The organism is uncultured Helicobacter sp., from assembly GCF_937906905.1.
Classification (GTDB): Bacteria; Campylobacterota; Campylobacteria; order Campylobacterales; family Helicobacteraceae; genus Helicobacter_B.
On the sequence record NZ_CALERY010000023.1, the window covers coordinates 1 to 25,498 of the forward strand.

Annotated in this window: 22 protein-coding genes; 11 read left to right on the forward strand and 11 right to left on the reverse strand. The window is 46.0% G+C overall.

All coding sequences use genetic code 11. The features are described from left to right. The 4 genes from Q0171_RS05985 to kdsA form a co-directional block, all read right to left on the reverse strand. On the reverse strand, window positions 1-1,060 hold a 1,060-nt coding region (locus Q0171_RS05985), incomplete at its 3' end, for a cache domain-containing protein (RefSeq protein ID WP_299327770.1). Window positions 1,061-1,221: 161 nt separating this feature from the next. After that, complete coding sequence (nusB, locus tag Q0171_RS05990; protein WP_299327772.1) at window positions 1,222-1,641, reverse strand: transcription antitermination factor NusB; 420 nt, start codon at window positions 1,639-1,641, stop codon at window positions 1,222-1,224. A 9-nt stretch (window positions 1,642-1,650) separates the two neighbouring features. Further along, on the reverse strand, window positions 1,651-2,145 hold the full coding sequence (gene ribH, locus Q0171_RS05995; protein WP_299327774.1) for a 6,7-dimethyl-8-ribityllumazine synthase: 495 nt from the start codon (window positions 2,143-2,145) through the stop codon (window positions 1,651-1,653). Between the two features lie 77 nt (window positions 2,146-2,222). Then, entirely contained in the window at window positions 2,223-3,113 is an 891-nt protein-coding gene (gene kdsA, locus Q0171_RS06000) for a 3-deoxy-8-phosphooctulonate synthase (protein WP_299327776.1), read from the reverse strand. Window positions 3,114-3,226: 113 nt separating this feature from the next. Here kdsA and Q0171_RS06005 point away from each other — a divergent pair, with 113 nt between their 5' ends. Beyond that, entirely contained in the window at window positions 3,227-4,267 is a 1,041-nt protein-coding gene (locus Q0171_RS06005) for a glyceraldehyde 3-phosphate dehydrogenase NAD-binding domain-containing protein (RefSeq protein ID WP_299327779.1), read from the forward strand. A 62-nt stretch (window positions 4,268-4,329) separates the two neighbouring features. On the opposite strand, the gene Q0171_RS06010 is transcribed toward Q0171_RS06005, so the two are convergent. From Q0171_RS06010 to Q0171_RS06030, 5 genes are all read right to left on the reverse strand, one after another. Then, window positions 4,330-4,845 (reverse strand): FkbM family methyltransferase, encoded by a 516-nt coding sequence (locus Q0171_RS06010; protein ID WP_299327781.1) that lies wholly within the window; start codon window positions 4,843-4,845, stop codon window positions 4,330-4,332. After that, on the reverse strand, window positions 4,773-5,000 hold the full coding sequence (locus Q0171_RS06015) for a hypothetical protein (protein WP_299327783.1): 228 nt from the start codon (window positions 4,998-5,000) through the stop codon (window positions 4,773-4,775). The genes Q0171_RS06010 and Q0171_RS06015 overlap by 73 nt, the downstream gene beginning before the upstream one ends. 31 nt (window positions 5,001-5,031) lie before the next feature. Next, window positions 5,032-6,096, reverse strand: a complete 1,065-nt coding sequence (locus Q0171_RS06020; RefSeq protein WP_299327785.1) for a hypothetical protein — start codon at window positions 6,094-6,096, stop codon at window positions 5,032-5,034. 82 nt (window positions 6,097-6,178) lie between these two features. Then, on the reverse strand, window positions 6,179-7,105 hold the full coding sequence (miaA, locus tag Q0171_RS06025) for a tRNA (adenosine(37)-N6)-dimethylallyltransferase MiaA (RefSeq protein WP_299327787.1): 927 nt from the start codon (window positions 7,103-7,105) through the stop codon (window positions 6,179-6,181). Window positions 7,106-7,129: 24 nt separating this feature from the next. Next, entirely contained in the window at window positions 7,130-8,311 is a 1,182-nt protein-coding gene (locus tag Q0171_RS06030) for an FtsW/RodA/SpoVE family cell cycle protein (RefSeq protein WP_317279181.1), read from the reverse strand. Between the two features lie 199 nt (window positions 8,312-8,510). On the opposite strand from Q0171_RS06030, the gene murJ reads away from it, so the two are divergent. Continuing rightward, window positions 8,511-10,079, forward strand: coding sequence for a murein biosynthesis integral membrane protein MurJ (gene murJ / locus Q0171_RS06035; RefSeq protein ID WP_299327789.1), 1,569 nt, complete (start codon window positions 8,511-8,513; stop codon window positions 10,077-10,079). A gap of 25 nt (window positions 10,080-10,104) precedes the next feature. Next, window positions 10,105-11,556, forward strand: a complete 1,452-nt coding sequence (gene cysS / locus Q0171_RS06040) for a cysteine--tRNA ligase (RefSeq protein WP_299327791.1) — start codon at window positions 10,105-10,107, stop codon at window positions 11,554-11,556. Between the two features lie 77 nt (window positions 11,557-11,633). Here cysS and Q0171_RS06045 read toward each other — a convergent pair whose 3' ends face one another. Together Q0171_RS06045 and argB are read right to left on the reverse strand one after the other, a co-directional pair. Then, complete coding sequence (locus tag Q0171_RS06045) at window positions 11,634-12,860, reverse strand: aspartate aminotransferase family protein (protein ID WP_299327793.1); 1,227 nt, start codon at window positions 12,858-12,860, stop codon at window positions 11,634-11,636. Between the two features lie 94 nt (window positions 12,861-12,954). After that, complete coding sequence (gene argB, locus Q0171_RS06050) at window positions 12,955-13,821, reverse strand: acetylglutamate kinase (protein WP_366113854.1); 867 nt, start codon at window positions 13,819-13,821, stop codon at window positions 12,955-12,957. 170 nt (window positions 13,822-13,991) lie between these two features. Here argB and Q0171_RS06055 point away from each other — a divergent pair, with 170 nt between their 5' ends. The 8 genes from Q0171_RS06055 to Q0171_RS06090 all read left to right on the forward strand — a co-directional run bounded on the left by Q0171_RS06055 (window position 13,992) and on the right by Q0171_RS06090 (window position 25,400). Then, window positions 13,992-14,690 (forward strand): hypothetical protein, encoded by a 699-nt coding sequence (locus Q0171_RS06055; protein ID WP_299327795.1) that lies wholly within the window; start codon window positions 13,992-13,994, stop codon window positions 14,688-14,690. 139 nt (window positions 14,691-14,829) lie between these two features. Beyond that, a complete protein-coding gene (minD, locus tag Q0171_RS06060; protein ID WP_299327797.1) occupies window positions 14,830-15,639 on the forward strand; it encodes a septum site-determining protein MinD in 810 nt (269 codons plus the stop codon). Beyond that, window positions 15,636-15,872, forward strand: a complete 237-nt coding sequence (minE, locus tag Q0171_RS06065) for a cell division topological specificity factor MinE (protein WP_299327799.1) — start codon at window positions 15,636-15,638, stop codon at window positions 15,870-15,872. The genes minD and minE overlap by 4 nt, the downstream gene beginning before the upstream one ends. A 71-nt stretch (window positions 15,873-15,943) precedes the next feature. Continuing rightward, complete coding sequence (locus Q0171_RS06070) at window positions 15,944-17,746, forward strand: divergent polysaccharide deacetylase family protein (RefSeq protein ID WP_299327823.1); 1,803 nt, start codon at window positions 15,944-15,946, stop codon at window positions 17,744-17,746. Further along, window positions 17,746-18,537, forward strand: coding sequence for a DNA-processing protein DprA (locus Q0171_RS06075; protein WP_299327825.1), 792 nt, complete (start codon window positions 17,746-17,748; stop codon window positions 18,535-18,537). The genes Q0171_RS06070 and Q0171_RS06075 overlap by 1 nt, the downstream gene beginning before the upstream one ends. Window positions 18,538-18,556: 19 nt before the next feature. Then, window positions 18,557-18,985: a Holliday junction resolvase RuvX gene (ruvX, locus tag Q0171_RS06080; protein ID WP_299327827.1), complete on the forward strand. Its 429-nt coding sequence runs from the start codon at window positions 18,557-18,559 to the stop codon at window positions 18,983-18,985. A 45-nt stretch (window positions 18,986-19,030) separates the two neighbouring features. Next, on the forward strand, window positions 19,031-21,832 hold the full coding sequence (gene alaS / locus Q0171_RS06085; RefSeq protein ID WP_299327829.1) for an alanine--tRNA ligase: 2,802 nt from the start codon (window positions 19,031-19,033) through the stop codon (window positions 21,830-21,832). Between the two features lie 97 nt (window positions 21,833-21,929). Next, complete coding sequence (locus tag Q0171_RS06090) at window positions 21,930-25,400, forward strand: restriction endonuclease subunit S (RefSeq protein ID WP_299327831.1); 3,471 nt, start codon at window positions 21,930-21,932, stop codon at window positions 25,398-25,400. The last annotated feature ends 98 nt before the right edge of the window (window positions 25,401-25,498 follow it).

The following is a 25,498-nucleotide window of genomic DNA, read 5'->3' on the forward strand; positions in this document are numbered from 1 at the left end:
TTCCAATGGCACTTGAAAGTAGATTTAATAGATCATTGACAGAATCTTTAAGCGCGTTTAGCTGGGGGTTTGAGCCAGAGAGGGTGATTCTTTTTGTGGCTCTGCCTTGCTTGGTGTGGTTGATGACAGAGAGGGATTCATCGATGAGATTTTGATCGATCTGCATGTCGCTAGAGATTTGCTGCACTTCACGCGCGATTTTTTGTGTCATCGCGCCAAACTCATCATGAGAATCCAGTGTAGCAAGCTGGATTTCTTTGCTCTCTCGATTGAGATATTTGAAAAATAGTTCGAAATTATGTTGCAATGTTTTCACGCCTTTGATAAGCGAGCGGTAAAACATCACCACCAGCGGCACAAAAATCACCAAAAAGCACACGCTAGCTGTGATTAGCGCTTGGGTCATGATTTCGTTCATGGCAGAGAGGATAGACTCTGTTTTGCTCTGGGCATAGGTTTTGAGCGTATCGGCATATACGCCTGTGGAAATCCAGATATTTTGGGTATTTGGGATCATGGCAGCGTAAGCGATTTTGGGCGCGATGGTCTGGGAGCCATCAGGCAGAGGCTTAGAAAAGTCATAATACACGAACTTCCCCTTATCATCACCTTTTAGCTTGGCTTGCTGCTGTTCTTTAGCACTTGCAAAAAGCTCGCGCACATAAAATACCCCGCGCTCATCTTTAGCATCTGCTAATGATTTGCCAATCAAATCTTTGCGCGTGGGGTGGGCTACAGGCACATGCTCTTTATAGACGAAGTAATAGCCGCTTTTATCATCTTCAAAGCGGAATTTTTCGATAGCTTTTGCGATGATGGCGATTTGCTCTTTTTCATCAAGCCCTTTGACAAGGTCGCCAAGGCTCTGTGCCATAGAGTCTGTGCCAAGCTTCAAGCGACTCTCGACTTGATCTTGTAGCAGGGCTTGCAGCTCAGCATCGCTGTTGCGCTCGATTTTGCCTCCTCCATAGATGATAAGCCCAAAAAGTGCCACAAAGCATACTAACGACCCTAACACCAAGATAAGAATCTTCCCTCGCAGTGAGAAAAATTTCAACATAATAGCTCCTTGTAAGAGATGATTTGAGTGAGAGATTTTACAATAAGTTGGACTCTCATTGGGATAAAATCCGCCGATACGGAGTGCTTGAGATTATGCTGTGGATATCGCTTGCGCGCTAAAATCACCAAAATCTAGCACAAGCTCCAGCCTTATGCGTGTTAGGGCTTTGTGCCATGGGTAGTGGAGCTAGCACTAAGAGAATCTAGCACGGCGTTTATGAGCTTTGGTGCGTTGTCCTCGCCATAGATTTTGGCAAGCTCAATCGCTTCATTGATGATGATAGGTGTGTCGGTATCGGTGTGGAGGATTTCATACGCTCCAAGCCGCAGGATACTTTTCTCCATTTGTCCAAGCCGAGAGAATTCCCACTCCTTCAAATGCTGGGTGATAGCACTTGAGAGCTCATCAAAGCGCTCTAGCACGCCAGAGAGTAGCGCGAGTGCGAAATCTTGCTGCTTGTTTTTGATTTTGCGTGCGGTGAGCATGGCGGGCGCGGATTCTAGGATTGCGCTATTGCCGCACTCATACGCGTATAAAAACCCTACCACCGCTTCCCTAGCCTGCGTGCGTGTCGCCATGAGCGTGCCCTAAATCACTTTGCACAAATCAATAAGCTCGATGAGTGAGCTCATCGCTTCAAAGCCCTTATTCCCGACTTTTGCTCCAGCTCGGTCGATTGCTTGCTCGATGTTGTCTGTGGTAAGCACGCCAAAGCTCACTGGCACGCCATGCTGGAGCGTGGTGTTGGCTATGCCCTTTGTCGCCTCTGCGCTCACATAGTCAAAGTGCGGCGTCCCTCCGCGGATAATCGCGCCTAGCGCGCAGATCCCGTGGTATTTTTTCACTCCTTTTTGCTCTTGGCGCAGCAGGCGATCAAGCACAAATGGCAGCTCCCACGCGCCTGGTGCCAGCACGATGTCTAGTAGATTCTCGCTTCCGCCATGGCGCAGGAAGCTATCACGCGCTCCCTCGATGAGTCTATCGGTGATGATATGATTAAAGCGTGAGCAGAGGATTGCTACGCGTTCATTGCCTTGGAGAAGGAGCTTGCCCTCGATGATGTTGTTTGGAGATGTTTTCATAACTATCCTTTCGTGTGGTGTGGATTCTAGCGCTAGAATCTAGCACAGCATAGATTCTGGGTGGAATTTGCCATGCTTTATGCCTGCTCTAGGGCTGCACGGATTGCAAAAATCTCATCAAAAAGCCCAGGGAGCTTTGCTAGCGCTATCATATTTGCTCCATCGCTAAGTGCGTTTGCTGGGTCGTAGTGCGTCTCGAGAAACACCCCATCAACCCCCACCGCAGCAGCAGCGCGCGCGAGATATGGGGCAAAGCTACTATCCCCACTGCTTTTTCCCCCGCCCATGCCTGGCATTTGCACACTATGTGTGATGTCAAAAATCACAGGCGCAAACTCGCGCATAATCACGAGCGAGCGCATATCTACAACTAGATTCCCATAGCCAAAGCTATTGCCTCGCTCGCATAGGCACACACCACTCTCTAGCGCACTTGCAAAGCTCGCTTTACCATGCTCGCCTTTGCGCGTTTTAATGGCTTTGAGTGCGCTGTATTGCATATCTTTTGGGCTCATAAATTGCCCCTTTTTGATATTGATGATTGCATTTGTCTTCGCCACTTCGACAATGAGATCTGTCTGTCGGCAGAGAAAAGCTGGGATTTGTATGACATCGACAACTTCAGCAAGCAGCTTTGCTTGGTGGGATTCATGGATATCGGTGATGAGCTTGTAGCCAAACTCTTTTTTGATAGATTCTAGCATTTTAAGCCCCTGCTCCAAGCCTGGACCTCGGTAGCTCTCTAGGCTAGTGCGATTGGCTTTATCAAAGCTGGCTTTGAAGTAGAAATCGCAATCCCCCCGCTCCTGCAAAAATGCCAGCCCCTCTGCAATCCTGCGTAGCTGGTCGCTGCTCTCGATGACACAAGGTCCGCTAAAGACGATAAGCTTTTCAAGCTTTTTTGGTGTATTTGTGCTTGGGGTGCTGGATTCTTGAAGTTGGGGGAGGGTTTTTAGCTTGGTTTGCATGGGATTCCTTTAAAAGCTTGGGATTCTAGGATAAATCCTATAAATCTTTGCTAAAAGCATAGCGCAGTAAAGTAGTATAATTTGAAACGAATTTCTCCAAAAGTGGGGCGCAGATGAAAATTGCTATCAATGGATTTGGCAGGCTTGGGCGAGCGATCGCGCGTGCGGCGTTGGCGCGAGAGATTACGATTGTAGGGATAAATGACATCGCAAATAGCGAGAATCTAGCCTACTTGCTAGAGAAAGACTCCGTGCATGGGGAGCTAGACTATAAGGTGCGCTATGAAAATCACGCCCTTGCCCTTAGTCCAAAAGACACGCTCCCTAGATCAGCAAGTATATCTAAGACAGGTCAGCTTAAATCCACGCCTAAACCTATTCCTATATTTTCCTATGCAAATCCTTTGGAGCTGGATTTTGGCACGGCAGATGTGGTGATAGAATCCAGTGGGCATTTCTTATCCAGCGAGCAGGTCTCCCATCATCTTGCTAAAGGTGCTAGGCGCGTCATCATCTCTGCTCCAGCCATTGATGATACGCCTACATTTGTGCTAGGGGTCAATCACACTGCGTATGCTGGTGAGTCTATCATCTCTAATGCTTCTTGCACGACAAATTGCCTAGCTCCAATCGCCATGCTGCTGGATAGAGAGTTTGGCATAGAGCGTGCGATCATCACCACAATCCACAGCTATACCAACGACCAGAATCTCCTAGATGTCGCTCATCATAGCGACAAGCGCCGTTCGCGCGCTGCTGGGCTCAATATTATCCCCACTTCCACAGGGGCTGCGCGCGCACTCTACAAGGTCCTGCCAGATATGAAAGGCAAGATACACGGACACAGCGTGCGCGTCCCAGTAGCTGATGTCTCTATGCTTGATTGCAATGTCTATCTCAAGCGCAGTGTCGATGAGCGCACAATCACAGAGCTGTTTATAGCAGAATCTAGTGGCGCGCTGGCGGGGATTCTGGGCATGGATAGCGAGTATGGCGTGAGTAGTGATTTTTACAACGACACGCGTAGTGCGATAGTCGCACAGGATTTGACATTCTGCCTGGGGAATATGTGTAAAATCATGGCATGGTATGACAATGAATGGGGCTATGCACACAGAATCCTTGACATGGCAGCGCATATTTTGACGCACTAGATTCTAGGCTGGCTTCGCGCTAGTCCAGCATACCAGAATCCAGCCCATCTAGTTTCTATGTGCTATGCGTTTCTATGCTTTGGCGGGATTTCGCAAAATAGCACCGTCTCTAGGGAGATTCTGTCATCGATTGGCTTATGCAGATGAAACTCATAGCCTAGATTCCAGGACTCGATGAGTGGCTTGATGTCAAAAAAGTCGCTCGCTTGATGATAGATGCTAATGAGCATTGTGGGCTTTTGCGTGCAGATTGTGTGTTTGGCGCCTTTTATAAACTCCATTTCAAACCCCTCGATATCCACTTTGATAAACCCAACTTCTACTCCATGCTGCTGCACATAGCTATCAAGCGTGATGATATGAGCTTCTTCACTACCAAAGGAATAGTGCGAAAATATCAGGTTAGAGCCACCTCCATAGATATTTATCATAAGCTTTTCTTCACGCGCACCTAGCCCGTTATTCACAGGGATAATACGCGTGGCTTGATTTAGCTCGATAGTTTTTAGGAGCTTTTGGTAGTTTGTAGGGCTGGCTTCAAAGCAGTGGATAGATTTATCCGTATAGCGCTGAAACACCAGCGCACTTCTGCACCCTCATAATCCCAGAATCCAAAAAGCTTTCTTTCATTTGTATGTCCTTTGTTTGTAGTGTCGCTTGTGAGCATAGCACGCATTGTAGCAGAATCTACAAGTGTAAGTCGATTTGCCCACTGCCCACTTAGCCTCTCCAAATCTAACGATAAGGCGAAATAAACACAGAATCTAAACCTGGTCGGTGGATTCTAAGCTTTTTGGGAAAATTACTGGGATTTCAGGCTTATTTGGCACACATGGCATATCTAGGTTGGTGAGTGCGTAGCCATAGACTGGCATGGCATCTTTAGGGAGCAAATCGTTTCGCAGGTAACTTATCTCTAGTAGCGAGCAAAATATTAGCGCCTCACTATCAATTACACCTATCATTACATCACCATTATTATTATAGTGGATATGGATAGGAGTGAAATGCGCGCGAAGCTTCTCTAGCACGCGTAAGCGCAGCTTGGCGCCTTGCTCATCATCTGGATTGCACGCATGAAACTCAAAAATCACTTGCGAGAAATGCTCCAGCAGTCTTAAATCAATAGAGTCCAAAATCTCCCATTCGGCATTTTCGATATCGCATTGCAGGATATTATGCGCGCTGGGGTTAATATCTACTTCGCTCATAAGTCGAGCGAAGCTTATCGTATCTGGAGTATCCTGTGCCCCGACAAATAACTTAGTGAAGTGGATATTTGGGTGATCGGGATAGGGGGAGTGATTGATTGAGGCATCAAACTCTAGGACTCGATACCCTTTATCTGCCATTTCTAAATCCCATGGGGAAGACTCCCAGATGCCAAGAGAAATTGCAATGGGGGCTTTACTAGAATCTATACTGCCAGATTGTGTGGAGCTAGATTCTAGTGGGGGAGGGGTAAGCATGCAGTAGCCACCATCGCCATAAAACTCTCTACGATAGGCTTCACTACTGCCGCTTCCTATGCGCACAAACTCCATACTAGGCGAGCGCATAGGTTGGATTAAGCGAAGATAGGAGCGGAGGTTTGTGGTGTTTTGGATTTGGCGAACGCGGTGCTTGATACAGCGGGCATAAGCGCATAGCACCTCTGGGTGCGCGCCCATAAGTGTCATTTGCTGCTCTATGGATTTAAAAAACAGCACCTTATCTGCGCGAGCAAGCTTGATTTGGGCGATGAGCAGTAGCGTGAGTTTGCGAGCGATGAGCGTGAAATACTCGAGCCTCTGTTTTAGCGTGGGTTTAGATTCTGGCATAGATTGCATTGGGCTCCTTTGTGGGTGGTTCTTTGGTGAAAGATTTTGTGATTATAGCGCAGATCAGGGCTTGCCCACTGCGCAGATAAATCTAAAGACCCCTGCCATGCTCGTGCATGATGATTTCATAGAGATTATCGCTTGGGGCACTTATAGTGGCGGGGAATTTTGAGCGGATATAGGTGGCTTGGCGCTTAGCGAGCTGGCGTGTGTGGATAGCGATTTGCTCTTGGAGTGCGCGCTTATCAATACTGCTGTCAAAATATTCCAAACACTCTTTTAGCCCTATGGCGCTAAAGGGCTGAATCGCGCGCCCATATCGCTCAAGCAGAGTGCGCGCCTCATCGATAAGCCCATGGTCTAGCATGTCTTGCGTGCGCTGCTCTATGCGAGCGATGAGCTGCTCGCGTGGCATGGCAATCGAGTAGATTTGTGGCTCTGGGATAAGTGCTGCTCTAGCATGTGAGGAAAAATACACACTAGGTGCGGTGCTTGTGGAAAAGTAAATCGCAAGGAGTTTGTGGATTCTGTATGTATCACTAGATGAGATAGAATCCGCACTCGCTGGGTCGATAGATCGCAGAAACTCATAGGGACTTGAGAGGCTTTGTATCTGCTTAGCGATAGAGTCTTTTATCAATCCTCCTATCTCTGGCATAGGAGAGAGCCCCTCATATAAACAAGTAAGATAGAATCCACTCCCGCCAACGATGAGTAAAATCTCTTTGCTACATTGCTTGAGTGCTTGCGTAAAAAGCTCCATAAACACTGCTGCGCTACAATGCTCATCTGGGGAGAGCGCGTTTATCCCATAGTGCGTGATTTCACTAAGCTCCTGGCGTGTGGGCTTGGCAGAGGCGATGTCAATCTCTCTATACACACTTAGTGAGTCAATCGAGAAAATCTCTGCTCCAAGCATGCGCGCCAAACGCATGGCGAGCGCGGATTTACCGCTAGCAGTGGGGGCAACTATGGCTAGGATTTTTGGTAGATTCTGGGGATACATGGAAAGTCTCACAGAATCCTAGGGAAGTAAAGCATGCTAGGATTTTTGGTATTGTGCTTTTTGCGAGATACTTAGCACCAGTCCTAGGGCTAGGCAGTTTGCCAGCATGGAGCTACCACCATAGCTTAGGAATGGCACAGCGATTCCTTTAAGCGGGATAAGCCCTGCTACGCCAAGTGCATTCATCAAAAAGCTAAGCCCCACAAGCATAGCAATACCAATACAAAAAAGATAATACACATCATTTTGCACACGATTGGCATTTTTCAGCACACGCCAAACGATTGTGATGATAAGCCCTACACAAACACTTAGCCCAAGAAGCCCACCCTCTTCTGTAATCCCAGCTAGCACCATATCTGTATGCACTTCGCTTAAAAATCCAAGCTTGATTGTGCCATTGCCTAGCCCCTGCCCGAAAAACCCGCCATTATGTATGGCATTTGCTGCATGCAGGATTTGATAGGGTTCTGGGAGATTATCCACTCGCAGATACGCGCCCATGCGCTCTGGCAGTATAGTCAGCACAGAGTCCTGCGCACTCGCCCACCAGGTTTTAAGTCGTGCGATTCTATGTGGAGAAATGGCGATAAATATCCCAGCTAGCACGCTGCTAATGAGTAGTAAAATCCCAAATAGCCCAGAGCTGCCGCCTGCTGCAATTAGCATGACGACAAGTGTTAGCGCCAGGAGGATCACCTGCCCTAGGTCGTTTTGCATGACAGCAATAAGTAGCACTGCGATGAAAAACACCGCAATATAGGGCAAAATCACTAGAATCTCCTGTGTGATTGTGCGTTTGTGATTATCAACAAATTTGCGCGAGAAGCTCCATGCTAGGAAGAAAATAAAGCCGATTTTAAAAAACTCGCTAGGCGCGATAGAGATAAGCGGCAAGCGGATCCAGCGTTTCGCTCCGCCTGCGGAAGTCGCCAAGGATTCTGGGAGAAATGGCATAAGTAGCATAAGAATCAATGCGAGAAAAAACAAAAAAAAGCCAAATTTTAAGAAGTATTTTTCCGGCGCAAGCTGGGCAAACATCCACATGATCATAATCCCAAACACTGCGCTCACAAACTCGCGCTCAAAAAAATGAAAATCACTATAGCGATATGCGAGTGTCGTATAGGTAGAGAGCGAGTAGCTCATCAATACGCCTATGGTAATAAGACCACAAGCGCAAAGGAATAGCACCCTGTCCGCGCGAGAATCCATCATGTAAAATCCTAAGCTAAAATCCTGCGATTTTACCCAAAAAAGCCCCCAAAAGCCATATCAAATCCTATCTTAGAATCCTTGCTATAAGATTCTAGGGAGGAGTAGATGCGCGAGATTGGGCTTGTAGATTCTAATCCCTAGAATCTAGTGTAAAATTTCAGCAAAGCGCAATCACCACATTAGAAACAAAGGACATCATGTGCTAAAAAAGGCATTTCTTACCAATAGTAGCGGGATTCTTTGCTCGAGGGTGTTTGGATTCCTGCGGGATCTAAGCATGGCAAATATCCTGGGAGCTGGCGTGTATAGCGATATATTTTTTGTCGCGTTTAAATTCCCAAATCTCTTTCGCAGAATCTTTGGCGAGGGTGCATTTACTCAAAGCTTCCTGCCAAGCTTTATTGCTAGCAGCAAAAAGGGCGCATTTAGCGTGCTAGTGCTTGGTATATTCTCGCTTATCCTTATTGCATTTTCTTTGCTTGTAGTGGCATTTAGCGGTGCATTTACAAGAGTCTTGGCGCTTGGATTTAGTGAAGATCTCATCGAGCTAGCAAAGCCAATCGTGGCAATCCACTTCTGGTATCTGTTGCTGGTTTTTTGGGTAACATTTTTTAGCACGCTGCTGCAGTATAAGCAGAGCTTCTGGGTGAGTGCATATAATACTGCACTGCTCAACATTGCCATGATCTGCGCACTGCTGCTTGCTCGCGATAGCGATGGGCTTATGATTGTGTATATGGTGAGCTATGGTGTGCTAGTAGGGGGAGTGGCGCAGGTGTGTTTGCATATCTATCCGCTCTATAAGCTTGGGTTTTTGCGGCTCTTTATCTGCGGGGTGGGAGAGCTGCGCCTCGCACGCCAAGGCGGATTGTTTAAGGGCGGATTATTTGCAAGACTGCTTAAACGCCCCAAACCAGAATCTAGCAAAGCGGGCGATACAAATTGCGCCCTAGAATCCGCGCCAGAATCTACTATGGATTTTGCTTTGGATTCTAAATCTGCGCGCCTAGCCCAAAAAATCCGCGCAGAGCTTCGCGCATTTTTTAGGCAGTTTCTCCCGGCAATGCTTGGTAGCTCGACCGCACAGCTTGCGTCATTTATTGATACCATTCTTGCTTCTTTTCTTGCCACTGGCTCTATTTCTTATCTCTACTATGCCAATCGCATTTTTCAGCTCCCACTAGCCATTTTTGCTATTGCTATTTCCACTGCACTCTTTCCTATGGTGGCAAAAGCCATCAAAGCAGGCGAGCAGGAGAAAGCCCTAAGCGCGATGAAGCGGGCATTTTGGTTTTTGCTCTTTATGCTTATGATATGCTCTGTGGGCGGAATTGTGCTAAGCGATCAAATTATTTGGCTGCTCTATGAGCATGGGAAATTCTCGCGCACAGATACTATGGAGTGTGCGCTAGTGTTTGCAGGCTATATGCTAGGGCTTGTGCCTTTTGGCTGTGCTAGGATTTTCTCTCTCTATCTTTACTCGCATAATCGCCAAGCTCAAGCGGCTAAAATCTCGGCAATTTCTCTGCTGCTTGGCGTGGTGTTTTCATTGATTTTCATGCAGTTTTGGGGGGCGTTTGGACTCGCGCTTGCGGGGAGCTTGAGCGGTGTGGTGCTGTTTGTGCTAAGTGTGCGGGCATTTGGTGTGGGGCAGTTTTGGGCTATAATGCAGGCTAAAAAGCAAGCCCTGCTTTTAGCACTGCTGCTGCTACTTGAAGTGGCAGTGCTGCTACTATGGCGCGCACTTGTGCAGATTCCAGGCATATAGAGCCAATACAAAACAAAGGATACAAATGACAATCTATGACTCCAAGCAGAAAAAAAAGCTCCCCTTTATCTCCATTAGACCAAATACTGCTAGAATCTATGTCTGCGGACCCACTGTGTATGATGATGCGCATTTGGGGCATGCGCGAAGCTCCATAGCATTTGACCTGCTACGACGCACGCTTGTGGCGCTAGGCTATGATGTGGTGTTTGTGAAAAATTTCACCGACATTGATGACAAAATCATCAACAAAGCCAACGCGCGCAATCTTGATATACAGACGCTTGCGCAAGGCTATATCGACTCCTATCTGCGCGACATGGAAGCACTAGGTGTGCTAAAGCCTGATATCATGCCAAAGGCAAGCGAGAATCTAAAGCCTATCGCGCAGCTTGTATCCACGCTACTAGAGAGGGGCAATGCCTACACATTGCAAAATGGTGATATATATCTGCATGTCCCTAGCGATCCGCACTATGGCGAAATTTCTGCGCGTGGCATAGATGATGAGAATCAAGCCAGAATCCACAATGACGAGCACAAGAAAGACCCCCGTGATTTTGCATTATGGAAAAGCTACAAGGGGCAAGGCGATGTGGGCTATGAGAGTCCGCTAGGCAAAGGTCGCCCGGGCTGGCATATTGAATGCTCGGCAATGATTGAAGAGGTGCTTGCCTACCAGGACGAGGAGTATGCGATTGATATCCATGGTGGGGGTGCAGATTTGCTATTCCCTCACCATGAGAATGAAGCCTGCCAGAGTCGCTGCGTTACGGACAAAGAGCTTGCAAAATACTGGGTGCATAATGGGTTTGTCAATATTGATGGGCAGAAAATGAGCAAGTCTCTAGGCAATAGTTTTTATGTCAAAGATGCGATTGCTCGCTATGGCGGAGAGGTCGTGCGCAACTACTTGCTAGGCACGCATTATCGCGCTCTGCTGCATTTTAGCGAGAGTGATTTGCTACAAAGCAAAAAGCGGCTAGATAAAATCTACCGCCTCAAAAAGCGGTTAGTGGGTGGTGCAGGTGGCATAGCTGGAGTTGCTAGTGAAGCCCAGAATCTAGGGCAAAAGGAGCTAGCGGATGCTGGATTTTGCAATGCACTGCTTGGGGCAATGCGCGATGATCTTAATATCTCAAAAGCCCTAAGTGTGCTAGAAGAAATGCTAAACCATGCCAATGCGCAGCTAGATTCTGCGCCAAAAGACAAAGCGCTTAAAGCTAGCTTGCTGGCAAATCTCACATTTGTGCAGCAGTTGCTCGGCATTGGTGGGGGGGATTGCGTGGCATATTTCCAGCAGGGAGTAAGCGAGCAGGAGAAAGCATATATACAAGAGCAAATCGCCTTGCGTGCAGAGGCTAAAGCACAGAAAAACTACGCAAAAGCCGATGCAATCCGCACGGAGCTAGAATCTCGTGGGATTGTGCTTAGTGATAGCGCAGAAGGCACGATATGGGAGAAGCTTGAGGGGTAGGGGCGAAAAGTTGAGGGAGAATCTAGCGCAGAATCCAAGCCTAGATTCTGCGGATTTGCCTTTAGATCGAGCTTGACTTAGATTCTGGCTAGCGCTCTATCAAGACGCTCTTGCATAAGGGCAATGTGCTCCTCTTTAATGATAAGCGGTGGAGCGAAGCGTAGGACATTTTGCGAGGCACTTAAGATGATGAGCCCTTCTTCTGCGGCAAGCGCGACGATGTCTTTTGCCTGGACTTTGCTGGATTTGCGGATTTGGACGCCTTGCAGGAAGCCTTTGCCGCGCACTTCTTGGAGAAAATCATAGCGTGCGCAGAATGTTTGGAGCACCTTTGTGAGCGTAGATTCTAGTCGTGCCACATGCTCCACAATCCCAAGCTCGTCAAAAATATCAAACACCTTGCTAACTGCTGCACATGCAAATGGATTCCCGCCATAAGTGCTACCATGATCGCCTGGCTTTAGTGATTGTAGTGCGATCTTTTCGCTAAGCACAAATGCGCCCACTGGCACACCGCAGCCCAGTGCTTTTGCTGTGGTGATGACATCAGGCTTGATTCCATAATGCTCGTAGGCAAACATTTTCCCACTTCTCCCCATGCCACATTGGATTTCATCAAGGATTAGTAGCAAATCGTGCTTATCACAAAGTGCGCGCATATCGCGCAAAAAGCTTTGGCTAGCAGGCGTTACGCCACCCTCGCCTTGGATAGTTTCTAGCATGATTGCGCAGGTTTTCTCACTGATGAGCTTTTCTACACTGCGTGTGTCGTTGAAGTGTGCGAATTTCACACCAGAGAGCAGGGGCTTGAACGGCTTTTGATATGCGCTATTGCCTGTTACAGAGAGCGCGCCAAGCGTGCGCCCATGGAATGAGTTGCGCATGGCAATGATTTGCGCACCGCGAATCCCTTTCTCATAGGCGTATTTTTTTGCCACTTTTATTGCGCCCTCGCATGCCTCTGCGCCACTATTGGTGAAAAACACCCGTTCAAGCCCACTAGCATGCGCGAGCTTCTTGGCAGCCTCCATCGCAGGAGCATTGTAGTAGAGATTTGAGATGTGCAAGAGTTTATCGATTTGGGCTTTTAGTGCGGCTGTAAATGTGCTATTACCATAGCCTAGTGCATTTACCGCAATCCCTGCACCAAAATCCAGATATTCTTTCCCTGCTGTGTCATAGAGAAATACACCCTCCCCACGATCAAAGACTATGGGCATGCGTGCATAAACTTGGAGAATCGCGCTTTCATCGACGCCTAGAGCGCTTGGTTTTGTAGATTTTAGGGAGTTTTTAGCTGGCATGGTATCTCCTTGGAATGATGATCTAGTGAAAATTTATGAGCTAGATTCCGGTGTGGTTTTGAGCAGAATCTAAATAGCAAACGACAATATAAATCTACCCGCGCACGATTGCTGTGCCTATCCCACTATCTGTGAAAAACTCTAGCAACAAGCAGTGGGTAATCCGCCCATCAATGATATGCACGCGCGATACTCCGTTTTCCACGGCTTTTATGCAGTTTTGCAGCTTGGGCAGCATGCCGCCACTAATATCGCCAGATTCTAGTAGTGTTTTTGCTTCGTTTGTGCTTAGCATAGCGATGAGCGAGCTTTTATCTGTGAAATTTCGATAAATCCCCTCAATATCGCTTAAGAAGACAAGCTTTTCGGCTTTTAGTGCGATTGCTAGTGCGTAGGCAGCATCATCAGCGTTGATGTTATAGTCCTGCCCGTCCTTATCCATGCTGATAGGACAAATCACTGGGACAAAGTCATTATCAAGCAGGCGTAGGACAAGTGTCGTATCTACCTGCTTTACTTGCCCTACAAATCCTATATCCACGCCATTTACGAGCTTTTTTTCCGCGAGAAATGTATTGCCATCTTTGCCGCTAATCCCCACCGCGCGCACCCCACAGCCTGCCATATAGCCCACAAGGGCTTTGTTGATATTATTGAGCACCATTTGCGCGATTTCTAGCGTGGCAGGATCTGTTACCCGCAAGCCCTGTTCAAACCGCGCCTCTCCACCTGTGCGCTCCACCCATTTGCTAATCTCTTTTCCACCACCATGGATAATGATAGGTTTAAACCCTATGCTTTTTAGTAGCGCGATGTCTTTGATCACGCTTTTTTTGAGATTCTCATCTTCCATAGCGCTACCGCCGTATTTGATAAGAATTATTTTGCCACTGAAGCGCTGAATGTAGGGGAGAGCTTCGATAAGGGTTTGGGCTTTACTTTGGAGTGCTTGCATATTCATAAATATTCCTTACATGGATCTAGTAACCTTGCTAGGCATTCTAGCAAAAGCGCGATTATAGCAAAATCATCGCCATTGGCACTTGCGCTTTATTTTAGGATTTCAGCTATAATGCCCAGAAATTTCTTGTGTGTTTCCAGAATTTATAAGCAGAGTTAGGAGAAATGGCTGTGGGGCGTTTAGTTGGCTATGTATTAGCGCTATGCGTTGGGTTTTGGTTTGTGTCCTGCGCGATGGTGCCAAAGCCTGTGAGTGAGAATCCAGCTACGATTGTATGGAATTTCGCAGGCTCATTTTATGACACTGCGCGTGATAGGCTCATGACCAAATCTGCGCTCACTTATTGGCGCAAGATCAATGAAGATGGCAGCTTTGGCGATCGCTTTGCTATTGGCGGGGCAAATGCCTTTAATCGCGCGATTAACACCGCACGATTCCGCAAGGTGCGTGATGAGGTGGTGGTGCTAGATTCTGGGGAGTATTTTTTGGACTCCTTTGAGCTAGAAGCACCGCGAAGTATCGCCCAGAGTCAGCCTGGCGACTATACTGAGCGTGATGGCTGGGATCACGGGGCAAATGCACCTAGATTTCTCTCTCTCAAGGTTGCGCCTGGTGCGCGAGTCGTGCTGCCAAAGCTGGTATTTAAAGTCGTCCAAAATGGTGATAAAACTTCTTACACACAAGAGATCAAAATTCTCATTTGCTCGCTAGAAAATCAAAAAGATAAAGCAAAATCCGCGGAAGATTTTGCAAATGAAATGGATTTAAGCGGTTTTGCTCTTCGCTTTGGCAATGCAATTGCCATAGAGACAGCACCTAGCGATTTGTGTGAGGAGATTTTCGCACCAGAGGCAGATAGGCGCAAATAATCGCAGCAAAGCACAAGCGCGAGCTGGGCGCGAGATCGGGCACAGATTGTGAGCTGTATCTTTCTGCCTTTTCTTAATGGCGATTGAATTGCGGGGAATGTGAATTGCTTTATTTCAACTAAGTAAAAGGAGTGTATGTATGGCAGAAGTTATTACCATTACTTCAGGCAAAGGCGGTGTAGGCAAATCCACCGCCACAGCGAATATCGCGGTAGGCTTGGCGCAAGTGGGGCAAAAGGTCGTAGCGGTGGATTTTGACATAGGGCTTAGAAATCTCGATATGATTTTGGGGCTTGAAAATCGCATAGTCTATGATGTCATTGATGTGATGGAGGGCAAATGCGCTCTCTCACAAGCTCTAATCCAAGATAAAAAGACGCCAAATCTTAGCTTCCTCCCAGCAAGCCAGAGCAAAGATAAAACCATTTTAGACAAGCAAAAGGTCAAGGCTTTAATTGAGTCGCTTAAAGAGCAGTTTGACTATATCTTGCTCGATTCTCCAGCGGGGATTGAAGGCGGCTTTGAGCATTCTATTTTCTGGGCGGATCGCGCGCTAGTGGTGGTAACGCCAGAAGTGAGCTCCGTGCGCGATAGCGATAGGGTGATTGGCATAATCGATGCCAAAAGTGATAAAGCCGCCAAGGGCGCAAAGGTGCAAAAGCATCTAATCATAAATCGCATTAAACCAGAGCTTGTGGAGAGCGGCTCTATGCTTAGTAGTGAAGATGTGCTAAAGATTCTAGCGATCCCACTCATCGGGCTTGTGCCAGAAGATGAGAGAGTGGTGAGTGCTACAAACTGCGGTGAGCCTGTGATTTATGACAAATCTAGCATTAGTGGTGAGTGCTACAAGCGCATTGTGGCTAGAATCCTAGGCGATGAAGTGCCGTTTGTGGAGTTTAAAAAGCAAGGCGGGATTTTGCAAGGCTTTAAAAGGCTGTTTCAATGAGCTGGAAAAAGTTGTTTAGCAAAGATGGCGGTAGCGCGAAAGTCGCACGCGATAGGCTTACGATAATGCTCGCACACGAGAGAAGCGTGAAAGTGCCTTATATGGAGCAGATGAAAGAAGAGATTCTAGCAGTGGTGCGCAAATACACCCAAACAGATAAAATCACCATAAAAGCGGACTCGAACCAAGAAGTAAGCACACTTGAAGTGCAGATCACATTAGATGAGGTGTAGGGCGAGACACATGGTGTGGGCAACCAAGCCAAGGCTTAGTATCTAGGGAATAAAGACAAAGGAAAAGGCTCATGGACAGCAGGAAGTTTTTCAAGATTTTACAGCTTATTAGCTCGCTTATGGGGATTGCAGTCATCGCGTGTGCGGCATATTTTGGCTATGGATTCTATAAAGAATACAAAGCCAGCAAAGGCACGCCAACCACACTCACCCCAGAATCTAGTCAAGCAAACGCTTCTGCCACGCCTACAACTACACCTGCGACCGCGCCAGATTCTGCGATTAACTGGGATCATATTATGAAGCAGACAAAAGATTCGCAAGACTCTAAGGATTTTAAAGATGCAGAATCCGCGAGCGACTCTGCTAAATCCACCCCAGAATCTAAAAAACCTGTGATAAAAACTCTTGCCCCCAAATCCCAAAAGCCTAAAGCCAAGAAGCCAATGCTGGCTATCATTATGGACGACATGGCGTATAGGGGTCAGCTAAACGACCTCCAAAAACTCAATCTCCCTATCACGCCTTCATTTTTCCCTGTGAGTCCGGACTCCCCAGAGACTGCCGTGCTTGCAGCAAGCGTGCCATTTTATATGGTGCATTTGCCGCTAGAAGCACAAACCCCTCTCCAAACACGCCAGAAATGGCTACTAGAGAGCTCATCAAAAGAAGAGATTCGCAATCATGTCGAGGCGATTAAGCGGGATTTTCCGCGTCTTATGTTTATCAACAACCATACTGGCAGTCGCTTTACCGCAAACGAACGCGCGATGAGCTCGTTACTTGAAGTGCTGCAGGAGTTTGGTATAGAGTTTGTGGATTCTAGGACGAGTGCAGAGACTGCTGTGCCCAAGCTCTACAAACAAGCCCGCCGCCCACTGCTCCAGCGCGATGTATTCCTTGATAATACTCCAACTCTCGCCTACACCACAAGCCAGCTCAAGCTCGCCATCGCCACAGCCAAGAAAAACGGCTATGCTATCGCAATTTGCCACCCACATCAAAGCACTTTCAAAGCCCTAGCAAATGCGAAATACACACTTTTCAAAGATGTGGAGCTTGTCTATATCAAAGATCTACCCATAGCAAAATCTCTCATCGCCCAGAATCTTGCTAAAGCCAAAAATTCAAGTGCTTTGACAGGTGCGATATCGAGCCCAGAGAGCGCCAAAACTTCAGCACCTCCCTCGGCTAGTCTAGCCCCACGAAGTGAAATTGCAAAGATTTTTGAAGAAAGCGAAGCGGAGCAGAATCCTCATAGCCAAAATCTCGCCACTGATGCCACCAACCCCACTGCAATCCCGCACAATGACTATCTCGACCCACAAACGCCAGAATCCACAAGTATGGCTAGCGGGGATTCTAATGGGGTAGATTCTGGTGCGATCGCTCGAGCAGGAGGTGCGCAGGCTAGCCTAGAATCGAGTGCGCCGGATTCTGGGAGCAAAGATTCTCGCACATCTATGAATACACAAAACACACAATCTCCAAGTCAAAGCGTTAAAGTGCCCAAGTCTTCGCAAATCGATCATAGTGTGTTTAAGGAAGTCAAGCGCCAGACCCAAGTCAAACATCAGCAAAATCGTCAAAGCGCCAAGCAAGGAGCTAAAGGTGCTACCAAACCAGAATCTAAATCACGCAAAGGCGCAGCAAGCTTTGAATCTATCAAAGACTGCGAGCAAAGTGAGGTAGAGGCGTTTATCTCTGGCTGCCCTAGCGATAGAATTAAGCAAGAAAAAACCCAAGGCTTCATCAATATTGAATGGAGTAGTGAAAAAGCCCAAAGCCCAGCATATCAAAGCAAGGGTGAGCGTGCGGGGATTGGCGCAGAATCCAAACGACCTAAAGATTTTTTAGATTCTAGTGAGTTTTGATGCAGGCACTTCCAAGTCTGCCAAGCACACTCCAGCAGCTCCAGTCCCCACCTACGCAGTTGTATTTTTTGGGCGATGTTGGGCTGCTAGATTCTGTGCCAAAAATCGCCATAATCGGCACGCGCAAGCCCAACACCTACACGCAAACCTACACCACCTTGCTTGCCAAATCGCTAGCCAATATTGGAGCGATCATCGTTAGCGGGGGTGCGCTTGGCACGGACATTATCGCCCATAGTGCCGCGCTGCCTAAGACTATTTGCGTGCTGCCTACAAGCCTTGATAGATTCTACCCAGCAAGTAATGCCAAAACAATCCAAGCTATCGCAGACCAAGGGCTTGTGCTTAGTGAGTATGAGTGCAACCCCAATCCCCAGCGGCACGACTTTCTCCATAGAAATCGCTTGATTGTGGCATTGAGCGATATTGTCATTATTCCCCAAGCAGATAGATATAGCGGCTCGCTTGCTAGTGCTAATCTCTGCACCAAGCTTGGGAAGCCGATATTTGTGCTATCCCACCGCATAGGAGAATCACTTGGCACACAGGATTTGCTAGCCCAAGAGCGCGCGAGTGCGATCACAGATATAGAAGCTTTCACCCAAGCCCTAGCCCTGCGCTTTGACCTTAAGGCGCAAGAAGTGCTAGAAGATGATGAGCTGCTAGATTTCGCGCGTAGCAACCCCACCTTTGAAGAAGCCTTTGCACGATTTGGGGAGCAGGTGCTTGAGTATGAGCTTATGGGGAAAATTACGCGTGAAAATGGGCGCATAATCATTAGCGGCATATAATCATTGGTGGAGTGTAAAAGTGGATTCTAGCTCTAAAATTTTGGCGTGCGATGTGGGGCTAAAGCGCATAGGGCTTGCGCATATCGTGCAGGGCATTATCCTGCCATTAAAGCCAATTATGCGGCGCAATCGCAACCAAGCTGCCAAAGAGCTTGCAGGGCTTTTAGAGCAAAGGGGGGTGGAGAGGCTTGTTATAGGGCTGCCAAGCGGAGGGCTAGGGGGAGATACAAGCACGCAAGAGCGCATTAGGCATTTTATAAGCTTGCTTGGCTTTGGCGGGGAGATTGTGTATGTCGATGAAGACTTCACTAGCACACACGCGCTAGAGTCTTTACACCACGCCAAAAGAGAGTCTAGGCAAGCATATAGGAAAAACGGCGTGCTAGATTCTCTAAGCGCGTGCGAGATACTTAGCCGCTATATGCAGGGGCAGGGAGTGGGGGGATAAAGGGAATTTGCTACAATGTCGCATAATTTATCATAAAGGGTTTGTATGGATATTCGTGCCAAGTTTTTAGAATTTTTTGCAAACAAGGGGCATAAGGTGTATGAATCTATGCCTTTAGTGCCAGATGATGCGAGCTTGCTTTTTACCAATGCGGGAATGGTGCAGTTTAAGGATATTTTCACTGGCAAGATTCCAGCCCCAAGCCCCAATATCGCTACAAGCTCACAGCTGTGTATCCGTGCGGGTGGGAAGCATAACGACTTAGAAAATGTCGGCTACACAGCGCGCCATCACACGCTTTTTGAAATGCTAGGAAATTTTAGCTTTGGGGCGTATTTTAAAAAAGAAGCTATTGCGTATGCGTGGGAGTTTGTAACAGAGATTCTAGGCTTTGATAAGAGCCTTTTATATGTAACGATACACGAAAGTGATGATGAAGCCTATGAATTGTGGCAGGAGCATATAGAATCTAGTCGCATTAAACGAATGGGCGATAAGGATAACTTCTGGCAAATGGGCGATACAGGACCTTGCGGACCTTGCAGTGAGATATATGTGGATCAAGGGGCAGAGTTTTTTAATGGAGAAGAGGACTATTTCGGCGGTGAAGGGGATAGGTTTTTAGAGATATGGAATCTTGTGTTTATGCAGTATGAAAGAAGTGCTGATGGGACTTTGACACCATTGCCTAAGCCTAGCATTGATACAGGTATGGGGCTGGAGCGAGTAATCGCACTGAAAGAGGGTGAGATAAATAATTTTGATTCTAGTCTTTTTGCACCCATAATGCAGTGTATTAAGGAGCTTACAGGTAAGAGCTATTACCGCGATAGTGTGTTGCTTAAAAACACGATGGACTTTGCAAAAGATATAATAGATTCTTGTAAGAAAGACATTGCAAGCTTCCGTGTCATCGCTGACCACGCACGAGCTGTCGCTTTTCTACTCGCACAAGGGGTGAATTTTGACAAAGAGGGCAGGGGCTATGTTTTGCGTAGAATCTTACGCAGGGCAGTTAGGCACGGCTATTTGCTAGGCTTGAGAAAGGCATTTTTATATGAAGTCGTAGGGGTAGTGTGTGATTCTATGGGCGGACATTATAGCTATTTAAAAGAGCGTAAAAATGCCCTGCAAGAGCAGTGTAGGGCAGAAGAAGAGAGATTTTTTGAGACGATAGAATCGGGAATGGCGTTGTTTCAAGCCGAGCTAGATTCTATGCGGCAAAAGAATGAAAAAAGTTTTAATGGTGAAATAGCCTTTAAACTCTACGACACTTACGGCTTTCCACTTGATTTAACGCAAGATATGTTGCGTGAGCTTGGCTTAAGCATAGATTTGCAGGGCTTTGAAAAATGTATGCAGGAGCAAAAAGATAGAAGCAAAGCACACTGGAAAGGAAGCGGTGATAGTGTAAAAGATGGCGATTTTAATGCACTTTTAAGCGAGTTTGGAAAGAATGAGTTTGTGGGCTATGAGTGTATAAACACAGAATCTAAGATCCTAGCCCTTTTAGATTCTAGCTTTAAAAGAGTGGAATCTTTACAGGCAGGGCAAGAGGGCTGGGTGATGTTGGAATCTACGCCATTCTACCCAGAATCAGGTGGACCGGTGGGGGATAAGGGAGTATTATTTAGCTTGGGGCATTCAGTATTGAGCGATAAATCGCGGATTGCTTCAGCGGAAACTACGGCACTTACGCCGAGTAAGCTTCTTGCTTCCGCTTCGCAAAACCACGATTTCTCATCTCAATCCTTAGAATGCCAAGATTCTGGTAAAGTGGATTCTAGCAGTCCGCAAAACATAGTCGCTAAAGTTTTAGATACCCAAAAATACTTTGGGCTAAATCTCTCTAAAATCCACACCCTAAGCCCATTAAAAGCAGGCGATTTGGTAAAAGCACAAGTAGATTCTAGTCGTTTTGAAATCGCTAAACACCACTCCGCTACGCATTTATTGCATTACGCCCTAAGGCAGATTCTAGGCAGCCATATCGCTCAAGCTGGAAGCCTTGTAGAAGCAAATCGCCTGCGGTTTGACTTTAGCCACCCAAAGGCGTTAAGCGTCAATGAGTTAGAGCAAATAGAAGCCCTAGTCAATGAAAAAATCGCAGAATCTTGTCCGCAAGTGTGCGAGACTATGGGGATAGAACAAGCTAAAGCAAAGGGGGCTATGGCACTCTTTGGCGAGAAGTATGGGGAGAGTGTGCGTGTGATAACCCTCGGCGATTCTATTGAGCTATGCGGGGGGATTCATATCCACAATACCGCAGAGATTGGGAGCTTTTATATCGTGCGTGAAAGTAGCGTGAGTAGCGGGGTTCGGCGTATTGAAGCGGTGTGTGGCAAAGCGGCATATCACTATGGCAAAGCGGCACTAGAATCCATAAAAAGCCTAAAAGAGCAGCTAAAAGCCCAAGATGTCTTGCAAGGTGTGGCAAAGCTGCAAAATGCTTTGAAAGAGGCAAGAGATACCGCAAATAAGGCAAAGCAGAGTGTCAAAAGCCTAGATTATGAGGAAGCAAATGGCGTGAAACTCATCGTCCTAAAGCTAGATTCAGTGGAGGCAAAAGAGGCAAAAGACATAATTGATAGGGCGAAAAATGAGAATGAAAAGGTAGCGATTTTGCTTGTAACAGAATCTGGCGGCAAAGTCTCTCTAACCGCTGGAGTAAAGGGCGTATCTAGTCTCAAAGCTGGAGCGTGGGTAAAGCAAGTCGCACAAATCTTAGGGGGCAATGGTGGGGGCAGAGATGACTTTGCTACCGCTGGAGGCAAGATAACAGATTCTAATGCAATACAAGAAGCCCTAGATGTAGCAAAACAAATCGCAAGAGAGAAATTAGGGTAAAGACAAAAAAAGGAAGCAAGGGAGAAAGCGGAATATGACTATAAAAGAGATAGGATTACGGCAAAAAATTATCCTATTAATCGTATAAAGGAGAGTAATGGCAAGTATAGAAGAACGCATAGAAGATAGGACAAAACAGCAGTTAGGAGAGTTTGGCATATCCTACTATACAAAGACAGAATCTATCAATAGCGATATAGATTCCGCCCTTGCTAAATACCCTAGCAAAAGTGGCGGTAGTGGGAAAAATTACCCAGATATTAAGCTTTTTCTTACCACAGAGACACGGCGAAAAATCCCCGTGATGATAGAAGTCAAAGGCACAAAAGGTAGATTAGAAAAGCTTAAAAATGGTGCGGTAGAAAATACTACTAGCAAAGGCGAACCGCATTATAAAAACATCAATGATTATGCCCTAAATGGTGCGGTGCATTATGCAAATGCGATTTTAGACTACACACATAGCTATGATGAAGTTATCGCGCTTGGTATCAATGGCTATGAAGATGCCAGTGAGCTAAAAACTCAATATGCTTTTTATTATCTTAATCGCAAAAATCTCTCCGTCCCTAAGAAAATCGGCGATTTTAGCGATTTAAGTTGCTTTTCTAAAGAGCATTTAGAGAGTTTTATTACAAAGCTAGATTCTCTATCACTAGATGAAAAAGAGCGTGAAAATGCGATAGAAAACCTAGAAAGTGATATAGAATCTAAGCTCAACGCACTCAATCAATTCCTACACGATGAGCTTTTGAATATCAATCCAAACACGAGAGTCGCCTTGCTTGTAGGTATGATTATGGCAGCACAAGGCGTAAAAGGCAAAATCGCACCTCTAAGAGTAGAAGAGCTAAAATGTGAGCAAGGGGCTAACTCAAATGATGGGCAGATTTTCCTAAATAAAATCAAAGATTTTTTATGCGAGAAAAATCTCCCACAAGAAAAAGTCGCTATGGTAATCAATGATTTAGAATCTGCATTTATCCATTCCAAGCTTCATACACCAAGCTCCTATGCAAAGGATTTACTCCATACAAGTGATGAAAGCCCTTTAAAAAAGACTTATCAAATCGTGCTTGATAATATCCTGCCTCTTGTCAAAAAGCTTCAAACCGCCGACATCGCAGGTAGGCTTTTTAACTCCATTACAAAATGGCTTGAAGTCCCAGATAATGAGAAAAATGATGTAGTCCTTACCCCTCGCTATGTAGTGGATATGATGGTTTCTCTTGCAGGGGTGAATAAAGACTCTTTTGTGTGGGATTATGCCACTGGTTCTGGGGCGTTTCTCATCTCTGCTATGAATGCGATGATAAAAGATGCAAACACCTTGCAAAGTCCAAAAGAGATAGAAGCTAAAATCGCTCACATCAAAGCCTACCAGCTTTTAGGGATAGAAAAGCGAAGTGATATTTACTTGCTTGGTATTTTAAATATGATTTTGCTTGATGATGGCTCGGCGAATCTCTTGCATAAAGATAGCTTGAAAGACTTTAATGGAAGCTATGAGCAAGGCGATAAAAAGGGGCAGAATTTCCCCGCTGATGTGTTTTTGCTAAATCCCCCCTATTCTGCAAGTGGCAAGGGCTTTATCTTTGTAGAAAGGGCGTTAAGGAAAATGAGCAAAGGCAGGGCGTGTGTGATTATCCAAGAAAATGCAGGCAGTGGCAATGGACTTCCCTACACAGCAGATATTCTAAAGCATAGCACACTTCTAGCAAGCATTAAAATGCCAAGCGATTTATTTGCAGGGAAAAGCAGTGTGCAAACAGCCATTTATGTCTTTGAAGTGGGTAAGGCTCATAATGTGAAGCAAATGGTAAAATTTATTGATTTCTCTAGCGATGGCTACACAAGAGCCGCACGCAAAAAGGCAAAAGCAAGCACAAATTTGAAAGATACGGATAACGCTAAAGCGAGATATGAAGAGCTTATCAATGTCGTGCTATATGGGAGTGGCTATCTTCACTACTATAAAGACTCTTATATAGAAGACACGATAAATTTGGAGGGCAGAGACTGGACTTACTCTCAACACAAAAAGATAGACACAACGCCCACTTTAGCGGACTTTAAAAAATGCGTGAGTGAGTATCTAGCGTGGGAAGTAAGCAATGTGCTGAAAAATTCTTGTCATACTGAGCGTAGCGAAGTATCTAAAAATACACAGGCAGATTCTATAAATGGAGGAATGGAGGGAAACGCCCTTAGCCCTCGTTTAGTAAAGCTTGAAGCAGAGTTCAAGCAAAACGGGGGCGAGTGGAAAAGCTTTAGAATCGGCGAGTTGTTTGACCATCTCAAGCCTATAAAACACACTTACAATAAGGGAAATTTACCCACAGAACCGACCGAAGAATGCGACCTGCCTGCCATTACTTGCACGAGTGCAAATCAAGGCATAGCCTGTTATATGCCACGAAATGGAGCGGAAATTTTAAAAAATGTCATTTCAGTAGCGGCAAATGGCGATGCCCCAGCATTTTATCAACCGCACGATTTTGCTATCTTGCAAGATGCTTACGCTTTGCGTTTTAAAAGCGAGTTGATACAAGAGAGCGTGGAATTAAGCCCCCTTTGTTATCTCTACCTTACCGCCCTTTTGCAAAAGGTTTTGCAAAAATATAATTGGAATGATAAATCGGGTTGGGCTAAGGTTTCACAAGAAATTATCTCTCTGCCCATTTTGCTTATTCCGTCATTGCGAGGCGTGGGCGAAGCCCACAACGAAGCAATCCATAAAAACAAAGCAGATTCTCAAGTGGATTGCCACGAAGTTGCTAACGCAACTTCTCGCAATGACAAAAATACAAAATCTAGCGATTTTTCTCGCAATGACGAAAGTGATTATGAAATTGCTTTTAGCTATATGGAATCTTATATTAAAGAACTCGAGGCGGAGCGACTCGAGGAACTCGAGGCGTATCTTAAGGTTACAGGCTTAAATGATTATACTTTAAGCCAAAAAGAAAAAGAAGCTCTAAGGTCCTTTGAGAATCTAAGCATACCACAGGAAGCACCGCTTAAGTGGAAAAGCTTTAAATGCGAAAAGCTTTTTAGCGTAAAATCTAATCCGCAGTTAAATAAAGATAGCTTTAGCTTTGGTGAAAATGCCCCATATCCTTATTTTACCCGCACTTGTTTAAATAATGGCATAGCAGGTTATGTGGAATATTTAGACGAGGAGCATAAAATCAAGGGAGAAAGCATAGCTGTAGGTATGCTTGGAATGCAGTTTTTCTATATGCAAAAGGACTTTTATGCAGGGCAATTTACTAAAACTTTATATCCAAAATTTAATGGGCTCAATGCCACAATCGCACAATTTTTCATCACTTGGCTCAATAAACACCAAAGGATTTTTCAAGGTGTTTTAGTGAGAGATTTTGAGAAGACTTTCAACGAAACAGAGATTTTACTGCCTGTTTTGGATTCTCATAATATTGATTTTGACTTTATAGAATCTTTTATCAAAGCCATTGAAAAAGAATGTATCAAAAGCGTGGTTTTGTGGCAGACAAGAGAAGCAAAAGCGTATAAACAAGTGGTAGAAACCTCGCTTAAAGCCTAATAATCCCTCAAAGTCCTATCCCGCATAACATTTTCAAAAGTGGATTCTAGCCATATCGCACAAACCCTAGCAGGCAAACTCCACCAGCCAAAAAGCCC